The sequence below is a fragment of the Pseudomonas sp. 28 E 9 genome, assembly GCF_900004785.1.
Lineage (GTDB): Bacteria > Pseudomonadota > Gammaproteobacteria > Pseudomonadales > Pseudomonadaceae > Aquipseudomonas > Aquipseudomonas orientalis_A.
Map to the genome: position 1 here is coordinate 86,401 of NZ_CVTK01000029.1, position 21,101 is coordinate 107,501.

Sequence of the window (21,101 nt, forward strand, 5' to 3'; positions counted from 1 at the left end):
TATCAATCACACGTTGGATAAACGCTGCATAAGCGCCCATCTGGCATTTTGAAAGTCTTGAAATCGGAAACATTGCCGCGACAAAACCCGAACAAATCCTCCTCACTTTCGCCCCTGCAGCGTTTCCAGCCACGGGCAACTTTTACCCAGTTATCACCAAAAGCGGGTTGCTCCTCTTCCGTGAACGCCAACACCATCCTCAACGTTTTCCCGGACAGTCCGTCACGGTGCACATGCCCCCCAGGCCGCGCCCTCGTGAGCTTTCCCGCAGCATCTTGTGATTTGCACCAAAGGCTTTTAATTAGGGCATGTCTGGGGCCAGCGGTACGAAATAACCATTGGCATTGCCCAGGAAGCTCTTGAACTCCCGTCTCAGGCATCAAAGGCATTCCAGGCTCCCAGCTATCGTGAAAATAGATAAGGGCATAGTCCCTTCCGATATCCGACCAACGCTGCCCCCAACTGGCATTAATTACGAAAACGAGGCTGCGCAATACGAGAGGGCAGCCATTTACCTGTTCCGTTAATGGCACCTCAAAGCTGACCCTATTGGCGACGGGTTTTCTGACAGCCTTGAATATTTTGAGCTCAGGTCGCCTACCCTTTCTTACAGGCAGTTTGCAGCGTTCACCTGATGCTGGTGCGTATGAAGCGTCACCTAACGCGTCAAACCCCGCCGGCAAATCCACCTCCAACGTAAAGCTATCCGCCGCCCTCCCCGCACACCCCGTTAGCCACAGCATCCCAACACCAAGCAACACTTTTCGTATCCACCTACGCATTCCCAAGCCCTTCTGTGCACCACTGTTCCCGCACCCGCTCAAAATGCTGTGCAGGTGTCTCGCCCTCCCGCGGCTGCCAGCGAATGACACTGCTCCGGGTCGCCTCCTCCAGCCGGCGCACCACCAGGAATTCGAGTTGCTCAGACGAACGCCATTGCCAGAGACGGGCCTGTTCCAGCACACCGGCCAACCAGATCCTGGGGTCGTGAAACTCCACCAGGGCCGCCAGGTCTTCACTGCGTTCGGCCAGCAGGTAGCGCAGGATATTGGCCTGGAGAATGGCCGACGCCCGGGGATTGGGCACCTGCAACCAGGGCGCGGGATCGGGCACCGGGTAAGCACCCGGCGCGGGGTTGTCGTGGCTGCACCAACGTCCCTCATGCCAATAGCACACGCTGGTCAGCGGGCCCAGGTAGGCCGGCCATTGCTCTGCCGGCAGATACGCCAGGGCACGGGCCAGGGTGCGGTTGTCGTGAAAACGGTACAGGGCCTTTTCGCCTTCTGACCCAACCAGCAGGCGCTCACGCCAATGTCGGACCACAATGGCCAGGTCATCGTTGGGCAAACTGCCCAGCCACCCTCGATTAGCCTCGGGGTGTTGCAGAAGATTGACCAGCGCAGGCTCACCTATCTGCTCCACCAGCAGGATCACCGGCCCCTTGCTCGCCAGTTCCGCTGCCGCGGTTTCAGCATAGAGCGGGCGATAGTGCGAGAGGTCGCGAGCCGCCATGAGCGACTGGCAGTGCTCGTTGCTGGCTTCGAGTATCAGGCACAGGTGACGCCCCGCCTGTTGCTGCTGCGCCATCCATTGATAAGGCTCGTGCTGCATCACGCGGCCCTCCCGGTGCTGGCGCATTGACCTTCGCGACAGCGCTCGCATAAGGGGCAAAAATCCGCATCCAGTTGGCCGGCCATGTCCGTGATAGGGCCCTGCACCACCGACACCTCTGGGGGGCTCGCAACAGACGAAGGGTTGGCCGACCTTGCAACGGCTGGCGAACCACCGACAGTAATGGGCCGGCTGCTGAAAATCCCGCCGGCCTGAATCTGCAAATGCTCGCCGCCCGCCTTGAAACTCAACTGGGCGCCCGCATCGATGACAAGGCTGGCCCCCGCCTTCAGGTGAATCTGTTGACCGGCTTCGATCACCATGACCTGAGCCACCCGGGTGTGGCTGTCGCCTTGCACGGCGAGGTGATCGCTTGCCTTGAGCACAACGCTACGCTCGCCCGTGATGTGGCGCTGCTCACCGCCCTCGAGACGAACCGTGCTCAAGCCTCGGATGACTTCACTGCGCTCACCGAGCACCTGCAAACGGCTGTCATGGCCCACGTGCTGCTCCAGGTCACGCTGGGCGCGCAGGTAGATCAGTTCCTCACCACGGCGGTCTTCCAGGTGCAGCTCGTTACCGCCCGCGCCACCCGGAACACTGCAACTGCGCAACACGCTGCGGGTCTTGTGCTGCGGCAGGGAAAAGGCCGGCATGTGCAGTGCATTGGGCAGGCAACCATTAATCACCGGCTGGTCCGGGTCTCCCTCAAGGAAGGTCACCAGCACCTCCATGCCCACCCGTGGAATCAGCATGGCGCCAAACCCGGAACCGGCCCAACCGGTTGCGACCCTCACCCAACCGCTGCTTTTATCATCCGACCTGTCCAGCCGATCCCAATGAAACCGCACCTTCACGCGACCATACGCGTCGCAGTGCACCTCCTCGCCCGCAGGCCCCGTAACCGTCGCCGTCTGGCTGCCATTAATGGAGGCCTTGGGATGTTTGAGGGGTGGCCGATGCACGGCACGCCAAGGGGTCGCAGTGAAACGGTTGCTATACCTCACGAAGGTGTCCGTATCGCCTGCCGCTTGCTCCAGGACCTGGGGCTGATAGCCTTCGTGGCGCACCGAGGTAAGCAACCACAGGTCATTGCAGGTCGGGTCCGGATGATCTTGCAACTCAAGGAAATAACCACTGCGCAGCAGGGGCTGGTCACTGCTGCCCGACGCGCGCTGGCGGTCGGACTGATGCCGCTCCAGACTGCGACGCGTCAATTGCGCCCCGCGTGCACGGCGGGTGAAACCTGCCGGGTAACGGTAGTCCTCAAGGGCTGTGCCCGGTGCATCGCCGGAGGCGTCCTGCAGCCGCAGCGACGGGTGCTCGAAGTCGTGATCACGGCGCACCGTTCGCCGACTGCGGGTTTCCAGGCGTATATCGAAGCGCTGGACCCCGTTGGTTGCGGCCATCGGATCAAGGGTCGAGCAGTACCGCTGCATCGGCAGGCGCTGAAACACTGTCTGATCATCACCAAACACCAGGAAATGACCGTCGGCACGATGACGGAAGTGGTAATGGATACCCTCTTCCTCGCACAGTCGCTGAATGAAGTGCAGATCAGTCTCCCCATACTGCACGCAAAAGGGCCGAGACGGATAAATCACCGGGCCGAGCTCGAAGGCATAGGCATCTGCAAGGATGCCGTGTTGTTCAAGCACGCTGGCGATAATCTGCGGCACGCTGCGCTGCTGGAAAATCCGCTGGTCAAGGCGATGGGCCAGGCACGCCAGGCGCGGCGCGAGCGTGAGGTGGTAACGGGTGAGCCGGGCCCCCGGGCCATCACGGCCGATGGCGTAGACCAACCCGTGCAGGCCTTGATCCGTTGCGCCCAGATCCAGATAGGCCGGCTGATGCAGCAACGCCTCCAGATCCAGGTCAGGGTTTTCGCTGACGACTTGCACCTGTATGAAATACGGTTGATCAAGACACTCACTGCCTTCGAAAGCGAGTACCTGCAAATTGGCAGTGACGCCTGGAATCATTAATTTGAAACGTGACGAAACAAACGCGTCAACCATCCGTTGTTACCCGCCCTCAATAACCCGCTGATTAAAAGCTCTCCTCGTTGATTGCCGGAATGCTGGCCGAGAAAAAGCGCCTGAACGCTCTGAAGCTTAGCGATTTCAGGAAAAAAACGGCCTTTTGAAAATAAAACAGAAGATTCGTACGACGAGAATGGAAGTGTCCTTTACAAAATAAAAGACTCATGCAAATAAACACATAATCAACAACAGAACTTTCTTACATCAGTACTTCTCAAGATAGATATCCGACAGGGAAAAAGCCGACACTTATTGCCGTGTAAGTTGCCTATGCCTGTGGGTATGCAGTTCCGAAAAGACTGACGCTCGACAGTGTTCCATCCTCAACCTGCAAACGCACTGGCGCCGTGCCCCCCGGCATCACCACAGCCACTTCGCCGGCGCCAACCCAACCCGCCCGCCAAGCCGCGCAGGCCACAGCACCGGCGCTGGTACCAGAGGAAGCAGTGGGTCCCTCGCCGCGCTCGAATACCCGCGCGAGTACCTGATTGCCCGACGCACGGGCTGCCCATTGCAAATTGACCCCGGCACCACAGGGACGTCCACTGCCCGCAGGCGGCGCAAATGCAATTTGTTGCAAGCGCTCAAACAATGCCGCTTGATCCATGGCGTCGTTGCCAGGCAAAGCCGCTGCCTGCTCGATGAGCGTCACGCAATGGGGGTTGCCTATTCGCACAAACTGGCTGCGTGTCCATTGCGGATCTATCGCCGACAGCGCGACAACATGACTGAACCCGTCCTGCTGCGCGACAACACTCTGAACCTCCTCGGCGCTGACGGCCGACGGGCCGAAAGCCGGCTGTCCCAAGGCCAGCCAGAATCCCCTGACCTGCTTGTAAACCGCAGGCTCCACCTGAGTGACCACCGGTGACGCGGCATCCGCCTTATCGTGATGCACCCTCAACTGGCAACCCTCGGACATAAGGCCCTGATCGGTCAATGCCTGGGCAAAGATGGTTAACCCGTTGCCGCTGCGCTCGGCGAGGCTGCCGTCGGTATTGACGATCAGCACATCAAAGGGCGGCGCTGCCTGAAAGGGTCCCACCAGCAACCCATCGCAGCGATGGGCCTTGGCATCGGCTGCCGGTGATACCGCACCCCACCCGCATTCGGCAGCGATGGCCGACACGGTCCAGGCCTGTCGCGCCTTCGCGGCGAGGTCGGCGCTGTCTGGCAGTTCCACACCCCGGCGACGCAAGTATTCCGGGCTGACAACCCCATAGATATTGCCCCGCGCATCGTAGAAACGCGTCACGCTGAAAACGGCCTGAGAAATCTCATCGATCTGCTCGTCGGTTAACTGAAAAGAAGGCAACAGCGTATTACAGAACACTCACCTGCATACAGTCGACAGCCTTTGAGTGGACATATCGTCAATCAGCGCGCTGATCCCCAGGGAAACCGGCTCGCCCGACGAGGCCTGATGTGCAAGGATGTCACGCCGGACATCGTTCGTTAAACGCAACGCCAAGGATTATTCATGACTGCCATCCCCACTTCCGCCCCCGTGGTTCCCGGGCGGCTGGAGCAAATGTCCACCCGTATCGCTTTTTTCATCGCCGGCTTCGGCATCGCGGCCTGGGCGCCGCTGGTGCCGTACGCCAAGGCACGCGCGCAACTCAACGAGGGCACGCTTGGCCTGTTGTTGTTGTGCCTGGGGGTGGGGTCGATTCTCGCGATGCCCGTGGCAGGGGTGCTGGCGTCGCGCTTTGGCTGCCGGCGCGTGTTGACCGCCGGCACGATCATGATCTGCCTGGCGCTGCCGATGCTGGCCACCGTGAGTTCGATTCCGCTGTTGATGGCGGGGTTGTTCCTGTTTGGCGCAGGCCTGGGTACCGTGGATTCGACCGTCAACCTGCAAGCGGTGATTGTTGAACGCGCCAGTGGGAAAACCATGATGTCGGGCTTCCACGGCTTGTTCAGCCTGGGCGGCATCGTGGGTGCGGCCGGGGTCTCCGGCCTGCTGGGGCTGGGCTTGTCGCCGCTGCAGGCAACCCTGGTAGTGATCGTCATCATGGTAGTGGCGCTGCTCAAGGCCGCGCCGCATTTGCTGCCCTACGGCAGTGAAAGCTCGGGGCCGGCGTTTGCCATTCCCCACGGCGTGGTGCTGTTTATCGGCTGCTTGTGTTTCATCGTCTTCCTGGCCGAAGGCGCGGTACTGGACTGGAGTGCGGTGTTCCTGAGTGACGAGCGCGGGCTGGACCCAGCGTATGCCGGCCTGGGCTACGCGGCATTCGCCCTGACCATGACCGCCGGGCGCCTGACCGGTGACATTATTGTGCGGCGCCTGGGCGCTACCCGAGTGATCGTGGGCGGTGGCACGCTGGCAGCGGCCGGTGTGTTCCTGGCAACGCTCTCCCCTGCCTGGGAAATGGCGCTGCTCGGGTACGCGCTGGTCGGCGCCGGCTGCTCCAATATCGTCCCGGTGCTCTATACCGCTGTCGGCAAGCAGAACGTGATGCCGGAACACATTGCCGTGCCCGCCATTACCACGCTGGGCTACGCAGGCATTCTGGCGGGGCCGGCAGTGATCGGGTTCATTGCCCATGGCAGCAGCGTGGCAACCGCCTTCCTGCTGATCGGTGGGTTGCTGGTGGCGGTGGCAATCAGTGGGAGGATACTGCGCGTATAAACTCACCGTATGAGCGGCTTGCTTCATGCAACCCGCTCATGCCTCTGCGGCGCCTTCAGTTGCCCTTTTCTTTCTTGTCGTTTTCCAACCATCGATCGATGCTGTAGTTCTTCAGCCAGCCATCATTGTTACGGCTTCCGGTGAGTTCGTAGCCATTGGCCTTATAGCTGTCCAGCGAGTCCAGCAAGCCGGGTCTTTCAACGATATTTTTGGCGAGATACACCAACTGTTCGCTGTATTTCTTCTTCGGGAAACCGTTGGCGGGGTCTCGCACAACGTTACCTTTACTGTCCAGTTCGTCAGGGTCTTTGCTCATTTCAACAAGCGTGTCTGTTTTTACAAATCTGTGTTTATCGAAGGGCCAGACGAAATCTTCCGATTTATCCCGCAACTGGTCGAACATCCCCCTGAATGCGGTAACGACCTGGGCATTGGACTTACTATGGAACGGGTCCGCACTTTGAGTATTGGGGCTGGTGTTACCGGTGAGCCGATCGGAAGCGTTGGCCAGGCTTTCAGGCGTGATTTTACCGCCATCCACCAGAATCGCTTCGTTGAGCCTGGGGCGATTGAGTATCTCCCTGGCCAACATGATGGTGCGTTCGGAAACGCTGCTTTTGTGCACATCCTCACCGGCAATTTTTTGCAGCCCACTCTGGGTCAGATGGCCATCTGTCTTGAACTTATCGAGCATGGGAAAGTTACTGTTGAGGTCTGTCGCCAGCAGGTGGTCATCCGAGCTGGTATAGGGGTTTCCCACATTCGACATGCCGCCATACAAGCCTTGACCGTCGAAATGCCGACTGGCGCCATTGACCATCAAGCTGTTCGAGAAAAAACCCGAGTCCGTTGCCAGCGGCTGCTGAGTACCGATCGCCTTGTCGACGACGCTGAGTCGCGTGTAACCACCGCTGGCCGACGCAGGCTCCTGATTCGGTATGAAAGGTATTCCAGAGCCTGGATTAATCCCGTTCGTCATGTTCATTCCCACCCTATTAGATTCCATCAACTGAACCTGGAGTGCTCAGTCTTCGAACGCGCGTCGACTGTCAGCACCAGACAAGCATCGGATGTGTGGCAACCTAAAAATAATGGTTCCTATCAGCCCTGGGCATGCGCCGGGTAAAACTTGAGCGTTTGTAACCGACCAGGCTGGCCCGTCACGGCCGACGTGAAAATTTGCTCCACAGCGTTTCAAGCAATGACCACGCGGACCGGGGCGCCGGCCCGTCCTCCGCGGCGCGCGAGCCCCTGTCGAAATCCTCGGTCGTAGGCGCCTTGAAACTGAACTTCGGCGAAGACGTGAGGTTGAGCCCCTTTGCCTGGGATTTGCCTGGGCTTGGTGCCGAAGTTGCCGGAGCAGGCAGGCTTGCAACAGCGTACTGGGAGTGAGACTGGCGAGGTTCAAATGATGTCGAATTCATAGGCCATTACCTGTTCCAGTAGACGAAGGCATCCAGGGGCAGGACCCATGGATGCTCTGTTCGTGGTAAATACTTGCAAATGGTTCCCGCATCGCCGGCAGGCGATAGTGCGGCCGGGCATGCACCAGCCGATGCAACGCAATGGGGGCAGGTCTCAGCGCAGCAGCCGATACAGATCGTCTCGGGTGATCTTGCCGTCGCGCAGGAACCCGAAAACGTTGTCCATCGAGCCCTTGAGCTCCGAACGATTCATGATTTCCCTCGACAGTTGGGTGATGCTGTCGGTTGGCCCATGACCATAAAGCGGGCGCGAGGCGTACTTTGCAAACGTATTGACATCGATGGCGTTTCTGTCGGCGCTCCACCACGGCCCTTTCAACGCGTTGAAGTTATTCAAGACATTCTGGGCAAGTTGCTTGTCGTCCTGAAGCTTCAGTGGATTGGACGAAAGAATGAATTTACTGATGTCGTCCTTGGACAGGGACTGATCCAAAGCACCGGTTCCGCTATTTCGATCCAGGGCTTGCGTCAGGCCCGGGCGCTTGAGCACCTCCCTGGCCAGCCTGATATTCGAATCGCGCTCCGGGTTACCGGTCAGGGGCCGACCTGCCAGGTTATTGAGATGCTCAGGCGTAACGGTCGGGGCGTACCAGGGTTTGAAGGCGTTGTATTTATTCAACAGCCCCTGAGCCAGCACCTCGTTGCTCTGCTTGCCGTAGTAAGGGTCCGGCAGCGTGGGGTTGGGCCGTGGGGGCGGGCCTGGATTGAAGGCGGATTTCGAAGACTGCGTTGCGCTATCGAAAACCGGGCCGGACTGACTCGCCGATGGCTCGAAACTCGGGCCGGCCGCGCCTGCTGCCTTGGCCGCCGGGCTGGCCTGTGCGCCCGCGGAGGGCTGCGCGATGTTGTCCGTTGATGGGGTGTACGCTTGATTGGATGCGGATACCGACATGTGGTGCTCCAGTTCTGATTTAGGGCGGTGCCTTGCTGCTGCAGCCGTGCCAGCGATCAATAAACCGTGGCGCAGGTCTGCACCAGCAGGCATTTGCTGTGTGGCAAAGCCATGGCATTGGGTTCCTAGACGTGTTGAAAACTTCTGAATGCGGGTAGGAAGGTGGTCGTGACAGATGAAGAGCGAACCGCGAAATGTTCCCCATCCGAATGGGCGACGCATACGCGGCGCTGTGAGGGAATGCCTGGGAAATCAGGGGCGATTCAACGTTCGATCGCTTTACTCACCCAAGACAAAACGCTGTTCAATCACATCCCTGGAGTCCAACCCTACCTGCACGCTGAACTCACCAGGCTCGGCAACGTGGCGCAACTGAGCGTCATAGAACTTCAACGCTTCTTCGTTCAGCCAAAAATCAACGACTTTTCGCTCACCCGCCTTAAGCATGACTTTTTCAAACCCCTTCAGCTCTTTGACCGGTCGACTGACCGAAGCCACCACATCGCGCACGTATAACTGCACCACCGTTTCACCCGATCGTGTACCGGTATTGGTCAGTGCGACGCTGACTTTCAGTGGCTGACCGCGCGGCAATACGGTGCTCGCCAATTGCAGATTCGACAGGTTGAAATCGGTGTAGCTCAAACCGTAACCAAAGGGAAAGAGCGGCCCCGCCTCTTCGTCGATATATTGCGTGGTGTACTTGTAGGGCGCAGCCGGGTTGTAGGGTCGCCCGGTGCTCAAGTGGTTGTAATACACCGGGACCTGGCCGACGGAGCGAGGGAAGCTCATAGGCAGCTTGCCCGCAGGGTTGTAGTCCCCGAATAACACATCAGCAACGGCATTGCCGCCCTCGGTGCCGCTGTACCAGGTTTCCAGCAGCGCATCGGCTTGCTGGTGTTCGGTTGTCAGGTCCAACGGGCGACCATTCACCAGGACAATCACCAGGGGCTTGCCCAAGGCTTTCAGCTCCCGGAGCAGTTGTTTCTGGCTGTCGGGCAAGTCGATTCGCGCGCGACTGCTTCCCTCGTCATTGAAGCTCCAGGGCTCGCCCACCACCGCCACCGTGACGTCAGCCCGACGGGCAATCGCCACGGCTTCATCCCGCAGCGCATCCGGTGCCCGCGCATCCCTGTTCAACGGCGTGCGGTAGCGCTGCATGCGGGCGATCAACCCGCTATCGTCGCTGACGTTGGCACCCCTGGCATAGAGCAGGGTTGCCTTGCCTGCCACGGCGCGGGCTATGCCGTCATGGATACTGACCACTCGTTGCGCGCCGCAATCACCGCAATAGCTGCCCAACAGGTCCCGCTGGCTCTTCGCCAGAGGCCCTACCACGGCGAGGGTGCCGTGCTTGCTCAGCGGCAGGGTGTGTCGAGCGTTTTTCAATAGCACGAAGGTTTTGCGCGCAATGTCGCGGGCGGCGTCACGCTGCAGTCTGGATTCGACCGGTGCCGGCGGCGCGCGCCGCAACTTGCGATACGGATCGTCGAATAATCCCAGTGCATATTTCATCTCCAGGACTCGGCGTACCGACGCGTCCAGGTCCTCCACCTTCACCGCACCCGACCTGACGGCTGCCGGCAGTTCGTCGACGTAGGCACTGTCACATAACGCCATGTCAACACCGGAGCGCAAAGCCAGGCCCGCAGCCTCAGCCGACTGCGCCGCCACTCCGTGATCGACCAATTGACCAATCGCTTCGCAGTCGCCCAGCGTCACGCCTTCAAACCCCCACTCTTGACGCAGTACCTGCTTGATCAGCCAGGGGTTGGCCATCGCCGGGACGCCCCCTACGGCATTGAAAGCAATCATCACCCCGCCCGCGCCCGCCTCCACGGCGGCGCGATAGGGCGCGAAATAATACTGGTACATGCTGGCCGTGCTCATCTCGACACTGTTGTAATCCCGACCGCCCTCCACCGCGCCATAGAGGGCGAAATGCTTGACGATCGACATCACGCTGTCGGCGCCGCGAAAATTCGTGCCCTGATAGCTTTTCACCAGGGTTTCGGCGATGCGCGAGGCCAGGAAAGGGTCTTCGCCATAGCCCTCTGAAACCCTGCCCCACCGAGGATCTCGGGCGATGTCCACCGCAGGGCTGAATGTCAGATTGATGCCTGCTGCGCTGGCCTCCCGGGCACTGACTTTCCCCATGGTAGCGATCGCCGACATATCCCAACTCGCGGCAAGCCCCAGGCTTACCGGAAAGATCGTGTGCAGGCCATGCACGACGTCCTGCACGACGAACAACGGTATCTTCAGGCGGCTGCGCTCCACCGCCTGGCGCTGCAACGCCACGCCCACCTGCCAGGATGGCATGCCACCCAGCCCGCTGGCCGAGCCATTGGCGATCAGTTCAAGCGCCTCTGGCGCCGCTTTATCCGCATCGACACCGACACCGACGATATTCAGTTGGCCAGCTTTCTCTTCCAGCGTCATTTGCGCCAGCAGTTGATCGATGAAAACCTCTTTTCCAGCGCTGGCCTGCGCGGTCGCCAGCAGGCAACCAGAGCCTGCCAGCACCCCTACCCACCACCTTGTGTCCATGGTATCCATCCCAGGGCAATCCAACACTCGTAGTGTTCAACTGAGGATGGAGAGGCGTCTACTGTCAGAAATCACAGTTCCATTGGTTGTTCCCCGTCGTCCCGCGCAGCGGCATTGCTGAACTTCCATTGCCCCGCATCAGTCAGCACAAGGGACTCTCATTAAACAGCGGGTGGGTGATGCAGATTTCCTTGCAGCAACAAGTGGCGCTGGTCACCGGCGCCAGTTCCGGTATCGGCGCAGGCGCCGCCAAGGCGCTGGCCGAAGCCGGAGCGGCGGTGGTGCTTAACTACAATTCCCAGGCGGCACCGGCCGAGGCACTGGCCGCGCAGATCAATGCCAACGGTGGCCGAGCCATTGCTCTTGCTGGCGATGTGTCGAAAGAAGCCGACGTCGAACGCCTGTTCGCCCAGACCCTCGACGCCTTCGGCCACCTGGATATTCTCGTCGCCAACTCCGGCCTGCAAAAAGACGCCAACCTGGTCGACATGAGCCTTGAGGACTGGAACACCGTGATCGGCGTCAACCTCACCGGCCAATTTCTCTGCGCGCGCGCCGCCGTGCGGATTTTCAACCGCCAGGGCGTGCGTGAGGGCGTGTCCCGCGCCGCCGGCAAGATCATCCACATGAGCTCGGTGCACCAGGTGATTCCCTGGGCCGGGCACGTGAATTACGCCGCGTCCAAGGGCGGTGTGGAGATGCTGATGCGCACCCTCGCCCAGGAAGTCAGCGAGCAGCGCATTCGCATCAACGGGATTGCGCCGGGGGCGATTCGCACGGCGATCAACCGTGCAGCCACTGAAGGCGCCGCCGAACAGGAGCTGCTCAAGTTGATTCCCTATGGCCGCGTCGGCGATGTGCAAGATGTGGCGAATGCGGTGGTGTGGCTGGCCAGCGACGCGTCCGATTACGTGGTCGGCAGCACCCTGTTCATCGATGGCGGCATGAGCCTTTATCCGGAGTTTCGTGGCAATGGTTGATTTGAAAAACGAACCACAAAGCGCCATCGATGCCCACGGCATCATCGGTGACATGCGCAGCGCAGCCTTGGTGAATGACCGGGGCAGTATCGATTTTTTCTGCTGGCCGGAATTCGACAGCCCGTCGATCTTCTGCGCGTTGCTCGACAGCCCCGAAGCCGGCACCTTCCAGCTCACCCCGGACCTGCCCAATGCACGCCGCGAGCAAATCTACCTGCCCGACACCAATGTGCTGCAAACCCGTTGGCTGAGCGATGCGGCGGTGGTGGAAATCACCGATTTGCTGGCCGTCAGCGAAGAGGTCGATGACCTCCCATTATTGATCCGCCGCGTGCGGGTGGTCAGCGGCACGGCGACCTTCCATCTGCGCTGCGCCGTGCGCCATGACTATGCCCGCGCCAAGACCCTCGCCAAAGCGGTCGATCAAGGCGTGTTGTTCAACGCCGACGGTCAGCCCGGACTGCGGCTGGCGGGCAGCCACCCATTGACCCTCGAAGAACATGTAGCCACGGCCAGCTTCACCCTGGCCCAGGACGAGAGCGCTGAATTCGTCCTCGGCGGCCAGGACGATCCCCGCGTGACGAACGCCTGCACCGACCTCTACCTGGAACGCACCTTGAAGTTCTGGCGCAGTTGGATCAGTCAATCGAACTACCGCGGACGCTGGCGTGAAATGGTCAACCGCTCGGCCCTCGCGCTGAAGTTGCTGACCTCGCGCAAACACGGCGCAATCATCGCCGCCGCGACCTTCGGCCTGCCCGAGACGCCCGGCGGCGAGCGCAATTGGGACTACCGCTATACCTGGATCCGCGACGCTTCGTTTACCGTCTACGCGTTCATGCGCCTGGGTTTTGTCGAGGAAGCCAACGCCTACATGCGCTGGCTCAAGGGGCGGGTCAGCGACTGTTGCGGCCAGCCGACCAAGATCAACATCCTGTACGGCATCGATGGCCGCCAGGAGTTGCCGGAAACCACCCTGGATCACCTCAGCGGCCATGGTGGCGCGCAGCCGGTGCGCGTGGGCAATGAGGCGTTCGACCAGGTGCAGCTGGATATCTACGGCGAACTGATGGACGCGGTGTACCTGGTCAATAAATACGGCGAGGCCATCTCCCACGAAGGCTGGAAGCACACCGTGGAAGTGGTCGATCAAGTCTGCGAAATCTGGAACCGGCAAGACGTCGGCATCTGGGAAATGCGCGGCGAGCAGCATCACTTCCTGCACTCGCGCCTGATGTGCTGGGTGGCCGTGGACCGCGCGATCCGCCTGGCCTCCAAGCGCTCGTTACCGGCACCCTTCGCGCGTTGGGACCAGACCCGCCAGGCGATCTATGCCGATATCTGGAGCAACTTCTGGAACGAAGAACGTGGGCATTTCGTGCAGCACATCGGCAGTACCGCCCTCGACGGCTCGATGCTGTTGATGCCGCTGGTGCGCTTCGTTGCCGCCACCGATCCACGCTGGCTGTCGACCCTGGAGGCGATCCAGAAAAGCCTGGTCCGCGATGGCATGGTCTATCGTTACCGCAACGACGACAGCCAGATCGATGGGTTGCAAGGCACGGAAGGCGCGTTTGCCGCATGTTCGTTCTGGTACGTCGAATGCCTGGCCCGCGCCGGCCAGGTGGAAAAAGCCCATCTGGAGTTCGAGCAACTGCTGCGCTACGCCAACCCGCTGGGGCTTTACGCTGAAGAGTTCGACAGCCAGGCCCGGCACCTGGGGAACACGCCCCAGGCATTGAGCCATTTGGCGCTGATCAGTGCGGCGACGTTTCTGGACCGTAAACTCAGTGGTGCGAAAACGGTATGGCAACCCTGATTCTCCCCCTGCTTAGGAGCCGATCATGACCCCCCTCGCCCCGTTGCTCTACGTGCGCACGTCCATGCTCGATGTTGCCTATGAAACCCACGGCCCGCTCGACGGTGAGCCGGTGATCCTGCTGCACGGTTTCCCCTACGACCCTCGCGGCTACGACGAGATCGCGCCGGGCCTGGCCGAACAGGGTTATCGCGTGTTGGTGCCCTACCTGCGCGGTTATGGCCCGACGCGGTTTATCAACGAACAGGTCATGCGTTCCGGTCAGCAGGCGGCGCTGGGCAAGGACTTGCTGGACTTCATGGATGCGCTGTCCATCCCCTGCGCCACCCTGGCCGGTTATGACTGGGGCGGGCGGGCCGCGTGTATCGTCGCGGCGCTGTGGCCGATTCGAGTTCGCGGGTTGGTGACCGGCGATGGCTACAACATCCAGGACATCGCCCAGTCACTCAAGCCGCGAGCACCTGAGACAGAACACCGCTTGTGGTACCAGTATTACTTTCACACCCAGCGCGGCGTGGATGGCCTGACCGCCAACCGGCGGGAACTGTGCGAGCTGTTGTGGTCGTTGTGGTCGCCGTCCTGGACGCGCGGGCCGAGCCTGTACGGGCAGACCGCGCCATCGTTCGACAACCCGGACTTTGTCGAGGTGGTGATCCATTCCTACCGCCATCGCTTCCAATACGCGCCGGGCGACCCGGCGCTGGCGTTCATCGAGCAGGCGTTGGCGCAACAACCGCCGATTTCGGTGCCGAGCATTTCGCTGTGCGGTGCCGATGACGGCGTGGGGCCGCCACCTGCAGAAGACGACGACATCGAGCATTTCAGCGGTTTTTATCGACGGCACGTGTTGCCCGGCGTGGGCCACAATATTCCTCAGGAAGCGCCACAGGCCACCCTGGCAGCGCTGCTGGAATTGCTACAGCGGTGAAAATCGCTCGCGGTAGGCCTGGGGCGTCACCGACAGGGCCCGCAGGAAACTGCGCCGCAGGGTCTCTTCACAGCCAAACCCGCACTGCACGGCGATGCGCTTGATCGAGGTGCTGCTGTCGGCCAATTGCCGGCGCGCACTTTCAACACGCAGCAGCTCCACCGCCCGCGCCGGGGTCTGGCCGGTTTCGGCGCGGTAGTGGCGCACAAAGCTGCGCTCGCTCATGCCGGCCTGGGCGGCCAGGGTGGCAATACTCAAATCCAGCGTGAGATTTTCGCCGATCCAGGCATGCAACTCGGCAAAGCGGCTGTCGCTCTGTTGCAGGGATAACGTCACGCTGAATTGCGACTGCCCGCCGGGACGTTTGAGGAATACCACCAGGTGCCGCGCCACTTCCAGGGCGACCGCGCGCCCCAGGTCCTCCTCCACCAGGGCCAGGCACAGATCGATACCGGCGGTCACGCCGGCCGAGGTCCACAGCGCGCCTTGCCGGATGAAAATCGGATTGGACTCCACCGTCAGTGCGGGAAACTTGCGCGCCAGTTCTTCACAGCGCGTCCAGTGAGTGGCCACGCGGCAACCGTCGAGCAAGCCACTGGCGGCCAGCAGAAACGCGCCGGTGCAGACCGAGGCCATGCGCCGGGTGTGCCGCGACTTTTCCCGCACCCAGTGCACCAGCGCCGGGTCTTCGGCGGCGCCGTACACGCCCCAGCCGCCGGCGATCACCAGCGTGTCGCACGCCTGATCGACGGCGGGCAGCGGATCGGCCAACAGCGCCAGGCCCGCAGACGTCACCACCGGTTTGGCCTGGTCAGCGATCACATTCACCGCATAGGGCAACGGCAGACCGCGCTGGCGGGCCAGGTCATTAGCCGACGCAAACACCTGCAAAGGCCCGGTGACGTCGAGTACCTGGGCATTATCGAAAGCGAGGACATGAATGACTCTGGGCATAGTTTGGCGAGATCTGTGGGTTTAATGGCGTATTCGCCAAAGCCTAGGCCTCTACAGTGAAGTCGTCCACCGTCTTTATTGGAGCGTCATCCATGACCTTGCACATCGGCTTTCTGCTATTTCCCGGCATCCAGCAACTGGACCTGACCGGCCCCTACGACGTGCTCGGCTCACTGCCGGACGTGAAGCTGCATTTGGTTTGGCAGGACCTGGCACCGGTCATCTCCAGCACCGGCCTGGTGTTTACGCCGACCATGACCTACGCCGACTGCCCGAAACTCGACGTACTGTGCGTACCCGGCGGCTCGGGTGTGGGCGCACTGATGGAAGACCCCGGCACCCTGGACTTCCTCAAGGCCCAGGCACAAACCGTGCGCTACATGACCTCGGTGTGCACCGGCTCGCTGGTACTGGGCGCGGCGGGTTTGCTGCGCGGCCGCAAGGCCACCACCCACTGGGCCTACCACGACCTGCTTGCGCCATTGGGCGCCATCCCGGTGCAAGCACGCGTGGTGCGCGACGGCAACCTGTTTACCGGGGGCGGAATCACCGCCGGCATCGACTTTGCGCTGACCCTGGCGGCAGAGTTGTACAGCGAAGCGGCGGCGCAACTGGTGCAATTGCAAATCGAATATGCACCGGCCCCACCGTTCGACTCGGGCCGCCCGGATACAGCGCCCACGCACGTACTGGAAGAAGCCAACAAGCGCACGGCAGAATCGCGCAGAGTGCGTGCAGAGATTGTCGCGCGGGCGGCTGCGCGCCTGGGTTGAGCTGGCAGCCGAGCTCCCACTGGCGCATAAATGACCAAATGTGGGAGGGGGCTTGCCCCCGATGGCGGTGGATCAGCTGATACATCCGGTGCTGACACTCCGTCATCGGGGGCAAGCCCCCTCCCACAGTGTCCGCGTTTCAATGCCTGGATTCGCGGCGGCGGGTGAGACGCTCACTGCATTCAATGCAACTTCTGACTCCTCCCCTTCTCCGAGGGTGACTGCCTGATGCAGCCGCCCCTCGGCGTCCCCATTTTCCCCTCCCGTCAAAAAAAAGCTTTCCTGACGGACAGGAAAATTCTGACATTTGTTCCTACACTCAAAATCACAGTGCTATCCCGAGTACCAAGCACAAGGAACGTCAAAGTAATGTCATACAAAGGACCAATCAGGATGCATAAAATACCATCCTCGCCTTATGGTCAATTTATTGACTACGTCAGAATAGAAACTCTTTCAGCCACTTCCTCCGCCAAATTGCATTCATTTGGATGTCTCCACGTGAATGAACGGTTGTGTTTTAACCAGATGTAGCTCGCGGGCGACTGGGTCCATCAGTCGCGCAAAGAACCTGGTATGCAATGAGGGATGTTGGTATGCGCGAGAAGTCATCTGTCGTCAGCTTGTTCCTGACCCGGGCCGGGTTCGTTGAGTTTTTTATTGTTTTTGTCAAATTGGTCCACGGACTGAGCGCCATTTTCCCACCACTGTTCCTGGCGTTTGTCCTCGACCCGATGGACCCCGAGATGCGCTCGCACTTCCTCGGGCTGTTGCTGTTTTTCGCGGTGTTGACGATCATTCTGTTCCAGGCCCTGGGGATCTATTCCGAAGAACTGTTCAGCAACCGCTTGCGCCTGCGCACGAAAATCGTGGCATGGTCGGCGGCGTTCTGCATCCTGCTGTTCATGTACCAGATCCTGCAATTCTTCCCACAGTTGACCCCACGCAACCTGGTGGCCTGGTATTTCGCCAGCCTCGCCCTGTTCTGCCTGGAGCGCCTGCTGATGCTGCGCCTGTACCGCAGCCTGATGCGCAAGGGCAAATTCCTGCAGCGCACGGTGATTCTGGGCTTCACCGATACCGCCATACATGTCGCCGACCACCTGCAACGCAATGGCGATATCCGCTCCGGCCTGATCGGCTTTATCGACGACCGCACCGAACGCATTCCCAAGGAACTCAGCAACCTGCCTTTGCTGGGCAATACCCGCGACCTGGAAAAGCTGATCCGCGCCGAGCAAGTGAACCAAGTGATGATCTGCCTGCCGTGGGCCGCCGAGCAGCGTATTCACGGGCTGGTCAACCGCCTGCGGCAGATGTCGGTGAACGTCATGCTGGTGCCGGACATGGCCGCCCTGCGCTACGGCCACAGCCGCATTACCGATGTGGGCGGCATCCTGATGTTCAATACTTCGCAGTTACCGCTGCGCGGCTGGTCGCCCGTTATCAAGCGCTGCGAAGACTTGCTGCTGGCCAGCGTCGCCCTGGTGGTGCTGTCGCCGGTGATGCTGTTGACGGCGATCGCCATCAAGCTCGATTCCAAGGGTCCGATTCTTTTTCGCCAGAACCGCTACGGCTACAACGATAATGAAATCCGTGTGTTCAAGTTCCGCTCGATGTTCACCGACCAAAGCGACTTTACCGCCGAACGCCAGACCACCCGTCAGGACCCGCGCATCACCCGGGTCGGGCGCATCATCCGCAAAACCAGCATCGACGAGCTGCCGCAATTGTTCAACGTACTCCTGGGCAACATGTCCATGGTCGGCCCGCGCCCCCACGCCACCGCAACCAAGGCGGCAGGCGTTGCCTTTGAGGTGGCGGTCAGCGAATACAGCTCGCGGCACCGGGTCAAGCCGGGCATTACCGGCTGGGCGCAAATCAACGGCTACCGGGGCGAAACCGATACCCTGTTCAAAATCCAGAAACGCGTCGAGTACGACCTGGAGTACATCTCCAAATGGTCGGTGTGGTTTGACTTGTACATCGTTTTCATGACGGTCCCGGCCGTCCTTTCCACCAAGGAAGTCTATTGATGAATACACTCAACGGATTGATTCCCTGCATCATTTCCGGTGGTTCGGGCACCCGCTTGTGGCCGGTGTCCCGGCAGAACATGCCCAAGCCGTTCATGCGCATGCGCGACGGCCAGAGCCTGCTGCAGAAAACCTTCCAGCGCGCCGCCCGCCTGCCCGGTGTGGAAAGCGTGCTCACGGTGACCAACCGCGACCTGCTGTTTCGCACCCTGGACGACTACCGCAGCGTCAACAAGGCCCACCTGCCCCTGGACCTGCTGCTCGAACCGTTCGGACGCAATACCGCTGCGGCCATCGCCGTGGCGGCGCTGCATGTGCAGGAACATTTCGGTGGCGAGGCGCAACTGCTGGTGATGCCCGCCGACCACCTGGTGCTCGATGAAAGCGCGTTCGCCGAGGCGGTGACCCAGGCCCGCGAACTGGCCGAAGCCGGCTATCTGGTGACCTTCGGCATCCAGCCCGACCACCCGGAAACCGGCTTCGGCTATATCGAAAAAGGCGAAGCACTGAGCCTGGGCAACCGGGTCAGGCGCTTTGTCGAAAAACCCGACCTGGCCACCGCCCAAGCCTACCTCGACGGCGGCAAGCACCTGTGGAATGCCGGCATGTTCTGCTTCAAGGCCAGCACCCTGGTGGACGAACTGAACACCCACGCGCCCGACGTGCTGAGCGCCGCACGTGCCGCCCTCGAACACAGCCAGCACCTGCAAAACAAAACCTCGCGCCAGCGCGAACTGGACAGCGACGCCTTCGCCAGTGCACCGGACATCTCCATCGATGTGGCGCTGATGGAAAAGTCCCAGCAAGTGGCCGTGGTGCCGTGCGACATCGGCTGGAGCGATATCGGTTCCTGGGAAGCCCTGCGCCAGCTCACCCCCAGCGATGCCCAGGGCAACCAGGTCAATGGCGAAGCGATCCTGCATGACGTGCACAACTGCTACATCGACTCGCCCAAGCGCGTACTCGGTGCGGTTGGCGTGCGTGACCTGATCATCGTCGACACCCCCGACGCCCTGCTGATCGCCGACGCCAACCGCAGCCAGGACGTGCGCTACATCGTGGCCGAGCTCAAGCGCCAGAACCATCCGGCCTTCAGCCTGCACCGCACCGTCACCCGGCCGTGGGGCACCTACACGGTGCTGGAGGAAAGCAGCCGCTTCAAGATCAAGCGCATCGTGGTCAAGCCCCAGGCGTCGTTGTCGCTGCAAATGCACCACCACCGCAGCGAGCACTGGGTGGTGGTCAGCGGCGCGGCGCAGATCACCAATGGCGAGCGCGAGTTCCTGATCAACGCCAACGAATCCACCTATATACCGGCCGGGCACAAACACCGCCTGACCAACCCCGGCATCATCGACCTGGTGATGATCGAGGTGCAGAGCGGCGAGTACCTGGGCGAAGACGACATCGTGCGGTTCGATGACATCTACGGGCGTGCGCCTGCCGACGTGAAGAAATGACATGCGCACTTCGTTGATCATCCCGACCCGTAACGCCTCCAGCCACCTGGCGCGGCTGCTGCCTGCACTGAAGATGCAAACCCTGCAGCCGGACGACATGCTGGTGGTCGACAGCGCCTCCAGCGATGACACCGTGGCGCGCTTTCGCGACTACGGTGCGCGGGTCGAGGTGATCGACGCGCGCACCTTCAATCATGGCGGCACGCGGCGCTGGGCCAGCGAGCAAGTGAGCGGTGACGCCCTGATCGTGATGACCCAGGACGCCATCCCCGCGACCCCGGAAACCTTCGCCAACCTGCTCGCGGAATTGCAGCAGGACCCGCTCAACGGCGTGGCCTACGGGCGCCAGTTGCCGCATCCGGATGCCGGTGTGCTGGGCGCGCAGTCGCGTCACTTCAATTACCCGGCCCAAAGCCGCAGCAAGCGCCTGGCCGATGCGCCGGAACTGGGGATCAAGACCTGTTTCAGCTCCGATTCGTTTTCCGTCTACCGGCGCAGCGCCCTGCACGCCGTGGGCGGCTTCCCCGCTGATGTGATCGGCAGCGAAGACGCCTACGTCGCGGCACGTCTGCTGATCGAAGGTTACACCGTGCGCTACGCCGCCTCCGCGCAGGTGTACCACTCCCACGATTACCGACTCATGGACGAGTTTCACCGCTACTTCGACATTGGCGTGTTCTACGGTCGCGAACCGTGGATACGCCAGGCCTTTGGCGATGCCGGCGGTGAAGGTAAACGCTATGTACTGGCTGAACTCGCGGCATTGCGCGCAGCCGGTGCCTGGCACCGCGTACCCGAAGTGCTGGTGCGCAGCGCGTTCAAGTTGCTCGGCTATCGGCTGGGCCAGCAGGAACGCCGGCTACCCCTCGCCCTCAAGCGGCGCATCAGCATGTTCCCCGGTTATTGGAGGTGAGCATCATGACCTACAGGAAGTCCTATT

16 protein-coding genes are annotated in these 21,101 nt (G+C 61.1%); 8 read left to right on the plus strand and 8 right to left on the minus strand.

Translation table 11 applies throughout. The features are described from left to right. Positions 1-2: 2 nt before the first annotated feature. From BFQ00_RS29915 to BFQ00_RS06340, 4 genes are all read right to left on the minus strand, one after another. Positions 3-782 (minus strand): hypothetical protein, encoded by a 780-nt coding sequence (locus tag BFQ00_RS29915; protein WP_083227300.1) that lies wholly within the window; start codon positions 780-782, stop codon positions 3-5. After that, positions 775-1,611, minus strand: a complete 837-nt coding sequence (locus BFQ00_RS06330) for a DUF4123 domain-containing protein (protein ID WP_065932958.1) — start codon at positions 1,609-1,611, stop codon at positions 775-777. The genes BFQ00_RS29915 and BFQ00_RS06330 overlap by 8 nt, the downstream gene beginning before the upstream one ends. Further along, positions 1,611-3,629, minus strand: a complete 2,019-nt coding sequence (tssI, locus tag BFQ00_RS06335) for a type VI secretion system tip protein TssI/VgrG (protein ID WP_065932959.1) — start codon at positions 3,627-3,629, stop codon at positions 1,611-1,613. The genes BFQ00_RS06330 and tssI overlap by 1 nt, the downstream gene beginning before the upstream one ends. A gap of 292 nt (positions 3,630-3,921) precedes the next feature. Further along, the gene (locus BFQ00_RS06340) at positions 3,922-4,908 is read right to left on the minus strand and encodes a diaminopimelate epimerase (protein WP_065932980.1); all 987 of its coding nucleotides are present in this window, start codon (positions 4,906-4,908) and stop codon (positions 3,922-3,924) included. A gap of 225 nt (positions 4,909-5,133) precedes the next feature. Between BFQ00_RS06340 and BFQ00_RS06345 the strand changes: the two genes are divergently transcribed. Then, positions 5,134-6,285, plus strand: coding sequence for an MFS transporter (locus BFQ00_RS06345; RefSeq protein ID WP_065884020.1), 1,152 nt, complete (start codon positions 5,134-5,136; stop codon positions 6,283-6,285). A gap of 55 nt (positions 6,286-6,340) precedes the next feature. Here BFQ00_RS06345 and BFQ00_RS06350 read toward each other — a convergent pair whose 3' ends face one another. From BFQ00_RS06350 to bglX, 3 genes are all read right to left on the minus strand, one after another. Next, positions 6,341-7,264: a hypothetical protein gene (locus BFQ00_RS06350; protein ID WP_242527105.1), complete on the minus strand. Its 924-nt coding sequence runs from the start codon at positions 7,262-7,264 to the stop codon at positions 6,341-6,343. 599 nt (positions 7,265-7,863) lie between these two features. Further along, positions 7,864-8,661 (minus strand): hypothetical protein, encoded by a 798-nt coding sequence (locus BFQ00_RS29920; protein ID WP_256535867.1) that lies wholly within the window; start codon positions 8,659-8,661, stop codon positions 7,864-7,866. Positions 8,662-8,940: 279 nt separating this feature from the next. After that, positions 8,941-11,211, minus strand: a complete 2,271-nt coding sequence (gene bglX, locus BFQ00_RS06360) for a beta-glucosidase BglX (RefSeq protein ID WP_065932981.1) — start codon at positions 11,209-11,211, stop codon at positions 8,941-8,943. Positions 11,212-11,390: 179 nt separating this feature from the next. Here bglX and BFQ00_RS06365 point away from each other — a divergent pair, with 179 nt between their 5' ends. Genes BFQ00_RS06365 through BFQ00_RS06375 form a run of 3 tightly spaced genes read left to right on the plus strand, consistent with a single transcriptional unit; the run spans position 11,391 to position 14,938 of the window. After that, the gene (locus BFQ00_RS06365) at positions 11,391-12,191 is read left to right on the plus strand and encodes a glucose 1-dehydrogenase (RefSeq protein WP_065932960.1); all 801 of its coding nucleotides are present in this window, start codon (positions 11,391-11,393) and stop codon (positions 12,189-12,191) included. Further along, entirely contained in the window at positions 12,184-14,010 is a 1,827-nt protein-coding gene (locus tag BFQ00_RS06370; protein ID WP_065932961.1) for a glycoside hydrolase family 15 protein, read from the plus strand. Before BFQ00_RS06365 ends, BFQ00_RS06370 begins: the two co-directional genes overlap by 8 nt. A gap of 25 nt (positions 14,011-14,035) precedes the next feature. Next, on the plus strand, positions 14,036-14,938 hold the full coding sequence (locus BFQ00_RS06375; protein WP_065932962.1) for an alpha/beta fold hydrolase: 903 nt from the start codon (positions 14,036-14,038) through the stop codon (positions 14,936-14,938). Here BFQ00_RS06375 and BFQ00_RS06380 read toward each other — a convergent pair. Continuing rightward, complete coding sequence (locus tag BFQ00_RS06380; RefSeq protein ID WP_065884011.1) at positions 14,927-15,892, minus strand: GlxA family transcriptional regulator; 966 nt, start codon at positions 15,890-15,892, stop codon at positions 14,927-14,929. The two genes, BFQ00_RS06375 and BFQ00_RS06380, sit on opposite strands and share 12 nt — an antisense overlap. 92 nt (positions 15,893-15,984) lie before the next feature. On the opposite strand from BFQ00_RS06380, the gene BFQ00_RS06385 reads away from it, so the two are divergent. From BFQ00_RS06385 to BFQ00_RS06400, 4 genes are all read left to right on the plus strand, one after another. Continuing rightward, the gene (locus BFQ00_RS06385) at positions 15,985-16,665 is read left to right on the plus strand and encodes a DJ-1/PfpI family protein (RefSeq protein ID WP_065884009.1); all 681 of its coding nucleotides are present in this window, start codon (positions 15,985-15,987) and stop codon (positions 16,663-16,665) included. Between the two features lie 596 nt (positions 16,666-17,261). Continuing rightward, positions 17,262-18,701: an undecaprenyl-phosphate glucose phosphotransferase gene (locus BFQ00_RS06390; RefSeq protein WP_065883167.1), complete on the plus strand. Its 1,440-nt coding sequence runs from the start codon at positions 17,262-17,264 to the stop codon at positions 18,699-18,701. Next, positions 18,701-20,161, plus strand: coding sequence for a mannose-1-phosphate guanylyltransferase/mannose-6-phosphate isomerase (locus BFQ00_RS06395; protein WP_065883166.1), 1,461 nt, complete (start codon positions 18,701-18,703; stop codon positions 20,159-20,161). Before BFQ00_RS06390 ends, BFQ00_RS06395 begins: the two co-directional genes overlap by 1 nt. A 1-nt stretch (position 20,162) precedes the next feature. Next, a complete protein-coding gene (locus tag BFQ00_RS06400; RefSeq protein ID WP_065932963.1) occupies positions 20,163-21,074 on the plus strand; it encodes a glycosyltransferase family 2 protein in 912 nt (303 codons plus the stop codon). Positions 21,075-21,101 lie beyond the last annotated feature (27 nt).

What these genes read in the sequence shown, in the direction of transcription:
- BFQ00_RS06375 (WP_065932962.1), top strand. Translation starts at nt 14,036, where the DNA reads ATGACCCCCCTCGCCCCGTTGCTCTACGTGCGCACGTCCATGCTCGAT.
- BFQ00_RS06400 (WP_065932963.1), top strand. Translation starts at nt 20,163, where the DNA reads ATGCGCACTTCGTTGATCATCCCGACCCGTAACGCCTCCAGCCACCTG.
- bglX (WP_065932981.1), bottom strand. Translation starts at nt 11,211, where the DNA reads ATGGACACAAGGTGGTGGGTAGGGGTGCTGGCAGGCTCTGGTTGCCTG.
- BFQ00_RS06330 (WP_065932958.1), bottom strand. Translation starts at nt 1,611, where the DNA reads ATGCAGCACGAGCCTTATCAATGGATGGCGCAGCAGCAACAGGCGGGG.
- tssI (WP_065932959.1), bottom strand. Translation starts at nt 3,629, where the DNA reads ATGGTTGACGCGTTTGTTTCGTCACGTTTCAAATTAATGATTCCAGGC.
- BFQ00_RS06345 (WP_065884020.1), top strand. Translation starts at nt 5,134, where the DNA reads ATGACTGCCATCCCCACTTCCGCCCCCGTGGTTCCCGGGCGGCTGGAG.
- BFQ00_RS06365 (WP_065932960.1), top strand. Translation starts at nt 11,391, where the DNA reads ATGCAGATTTCCTTGCAGCAACAAGTGGCGCTGGTCACCGGCGCCAGT.
- BFQ00_RS29915 (WP_083227300.1), bottom strand. Translation starts at nt 782, where the DNA reads ATGCGTAGGTGGATACGAAAAGTGTTGCTTGGTGTTGGGATGCTGTGG.
- BFQ00_RS06350 (WP_242527105.1), bottom strand. Translation starts at nt 7,264, where the DNA reads ATGACGAACGGGATTAATCCAGGCTCTGGAATACCTTTCATACCGAAT.
- BFQ00_RS06380 (WP_065884011.1), bottom strand. Translation starts at nt 15,892, where the DNA reads ATGCCCAGAGTCATTCATGTCCTCGCTTTCGATAATGCCCAGGTACTC.
- BFQ00_RS06390 (WP_065883167.1), top strand. Translation starts at nt 17,262, where the DNA reads ATGCGCGAGAAGTCATCTGTCGTCAGCTTGTTCCTGACCCGGGCCGGG.
- BFQ00_RS29920 (WP_256535867.1), bottom strand. Translation starts at nt 8,661, where the DNA reads ATGTCGGTATCCGCATCCAATCAAGCGTACACCCCATCAACGGACAAC.
- BFQ00_RS06370 (WP_065932961.1), top strand. Translation starts at nt 12,184, where the DNA reads ATGGTTGATTTGAAAAACGAACCACAAAGCGCCATCGATGCCCACGGC.
- BFQ00_RS06395 (WP_065883166.1), top strand. Translation starts at nt 18,701, where the DNA reads ATGAATACACTCAACGGATTGATTCCCTGCATCATTTCCGGTGGTTCG.
- BFQ00_RS06385 (WP_065884009.1), top strand. Translation starts at nt 15,985, where the DNA reads ATGACCTTGCACATCGGCTTTCTGCTATTTCCCGGCATCCAGCAACTG.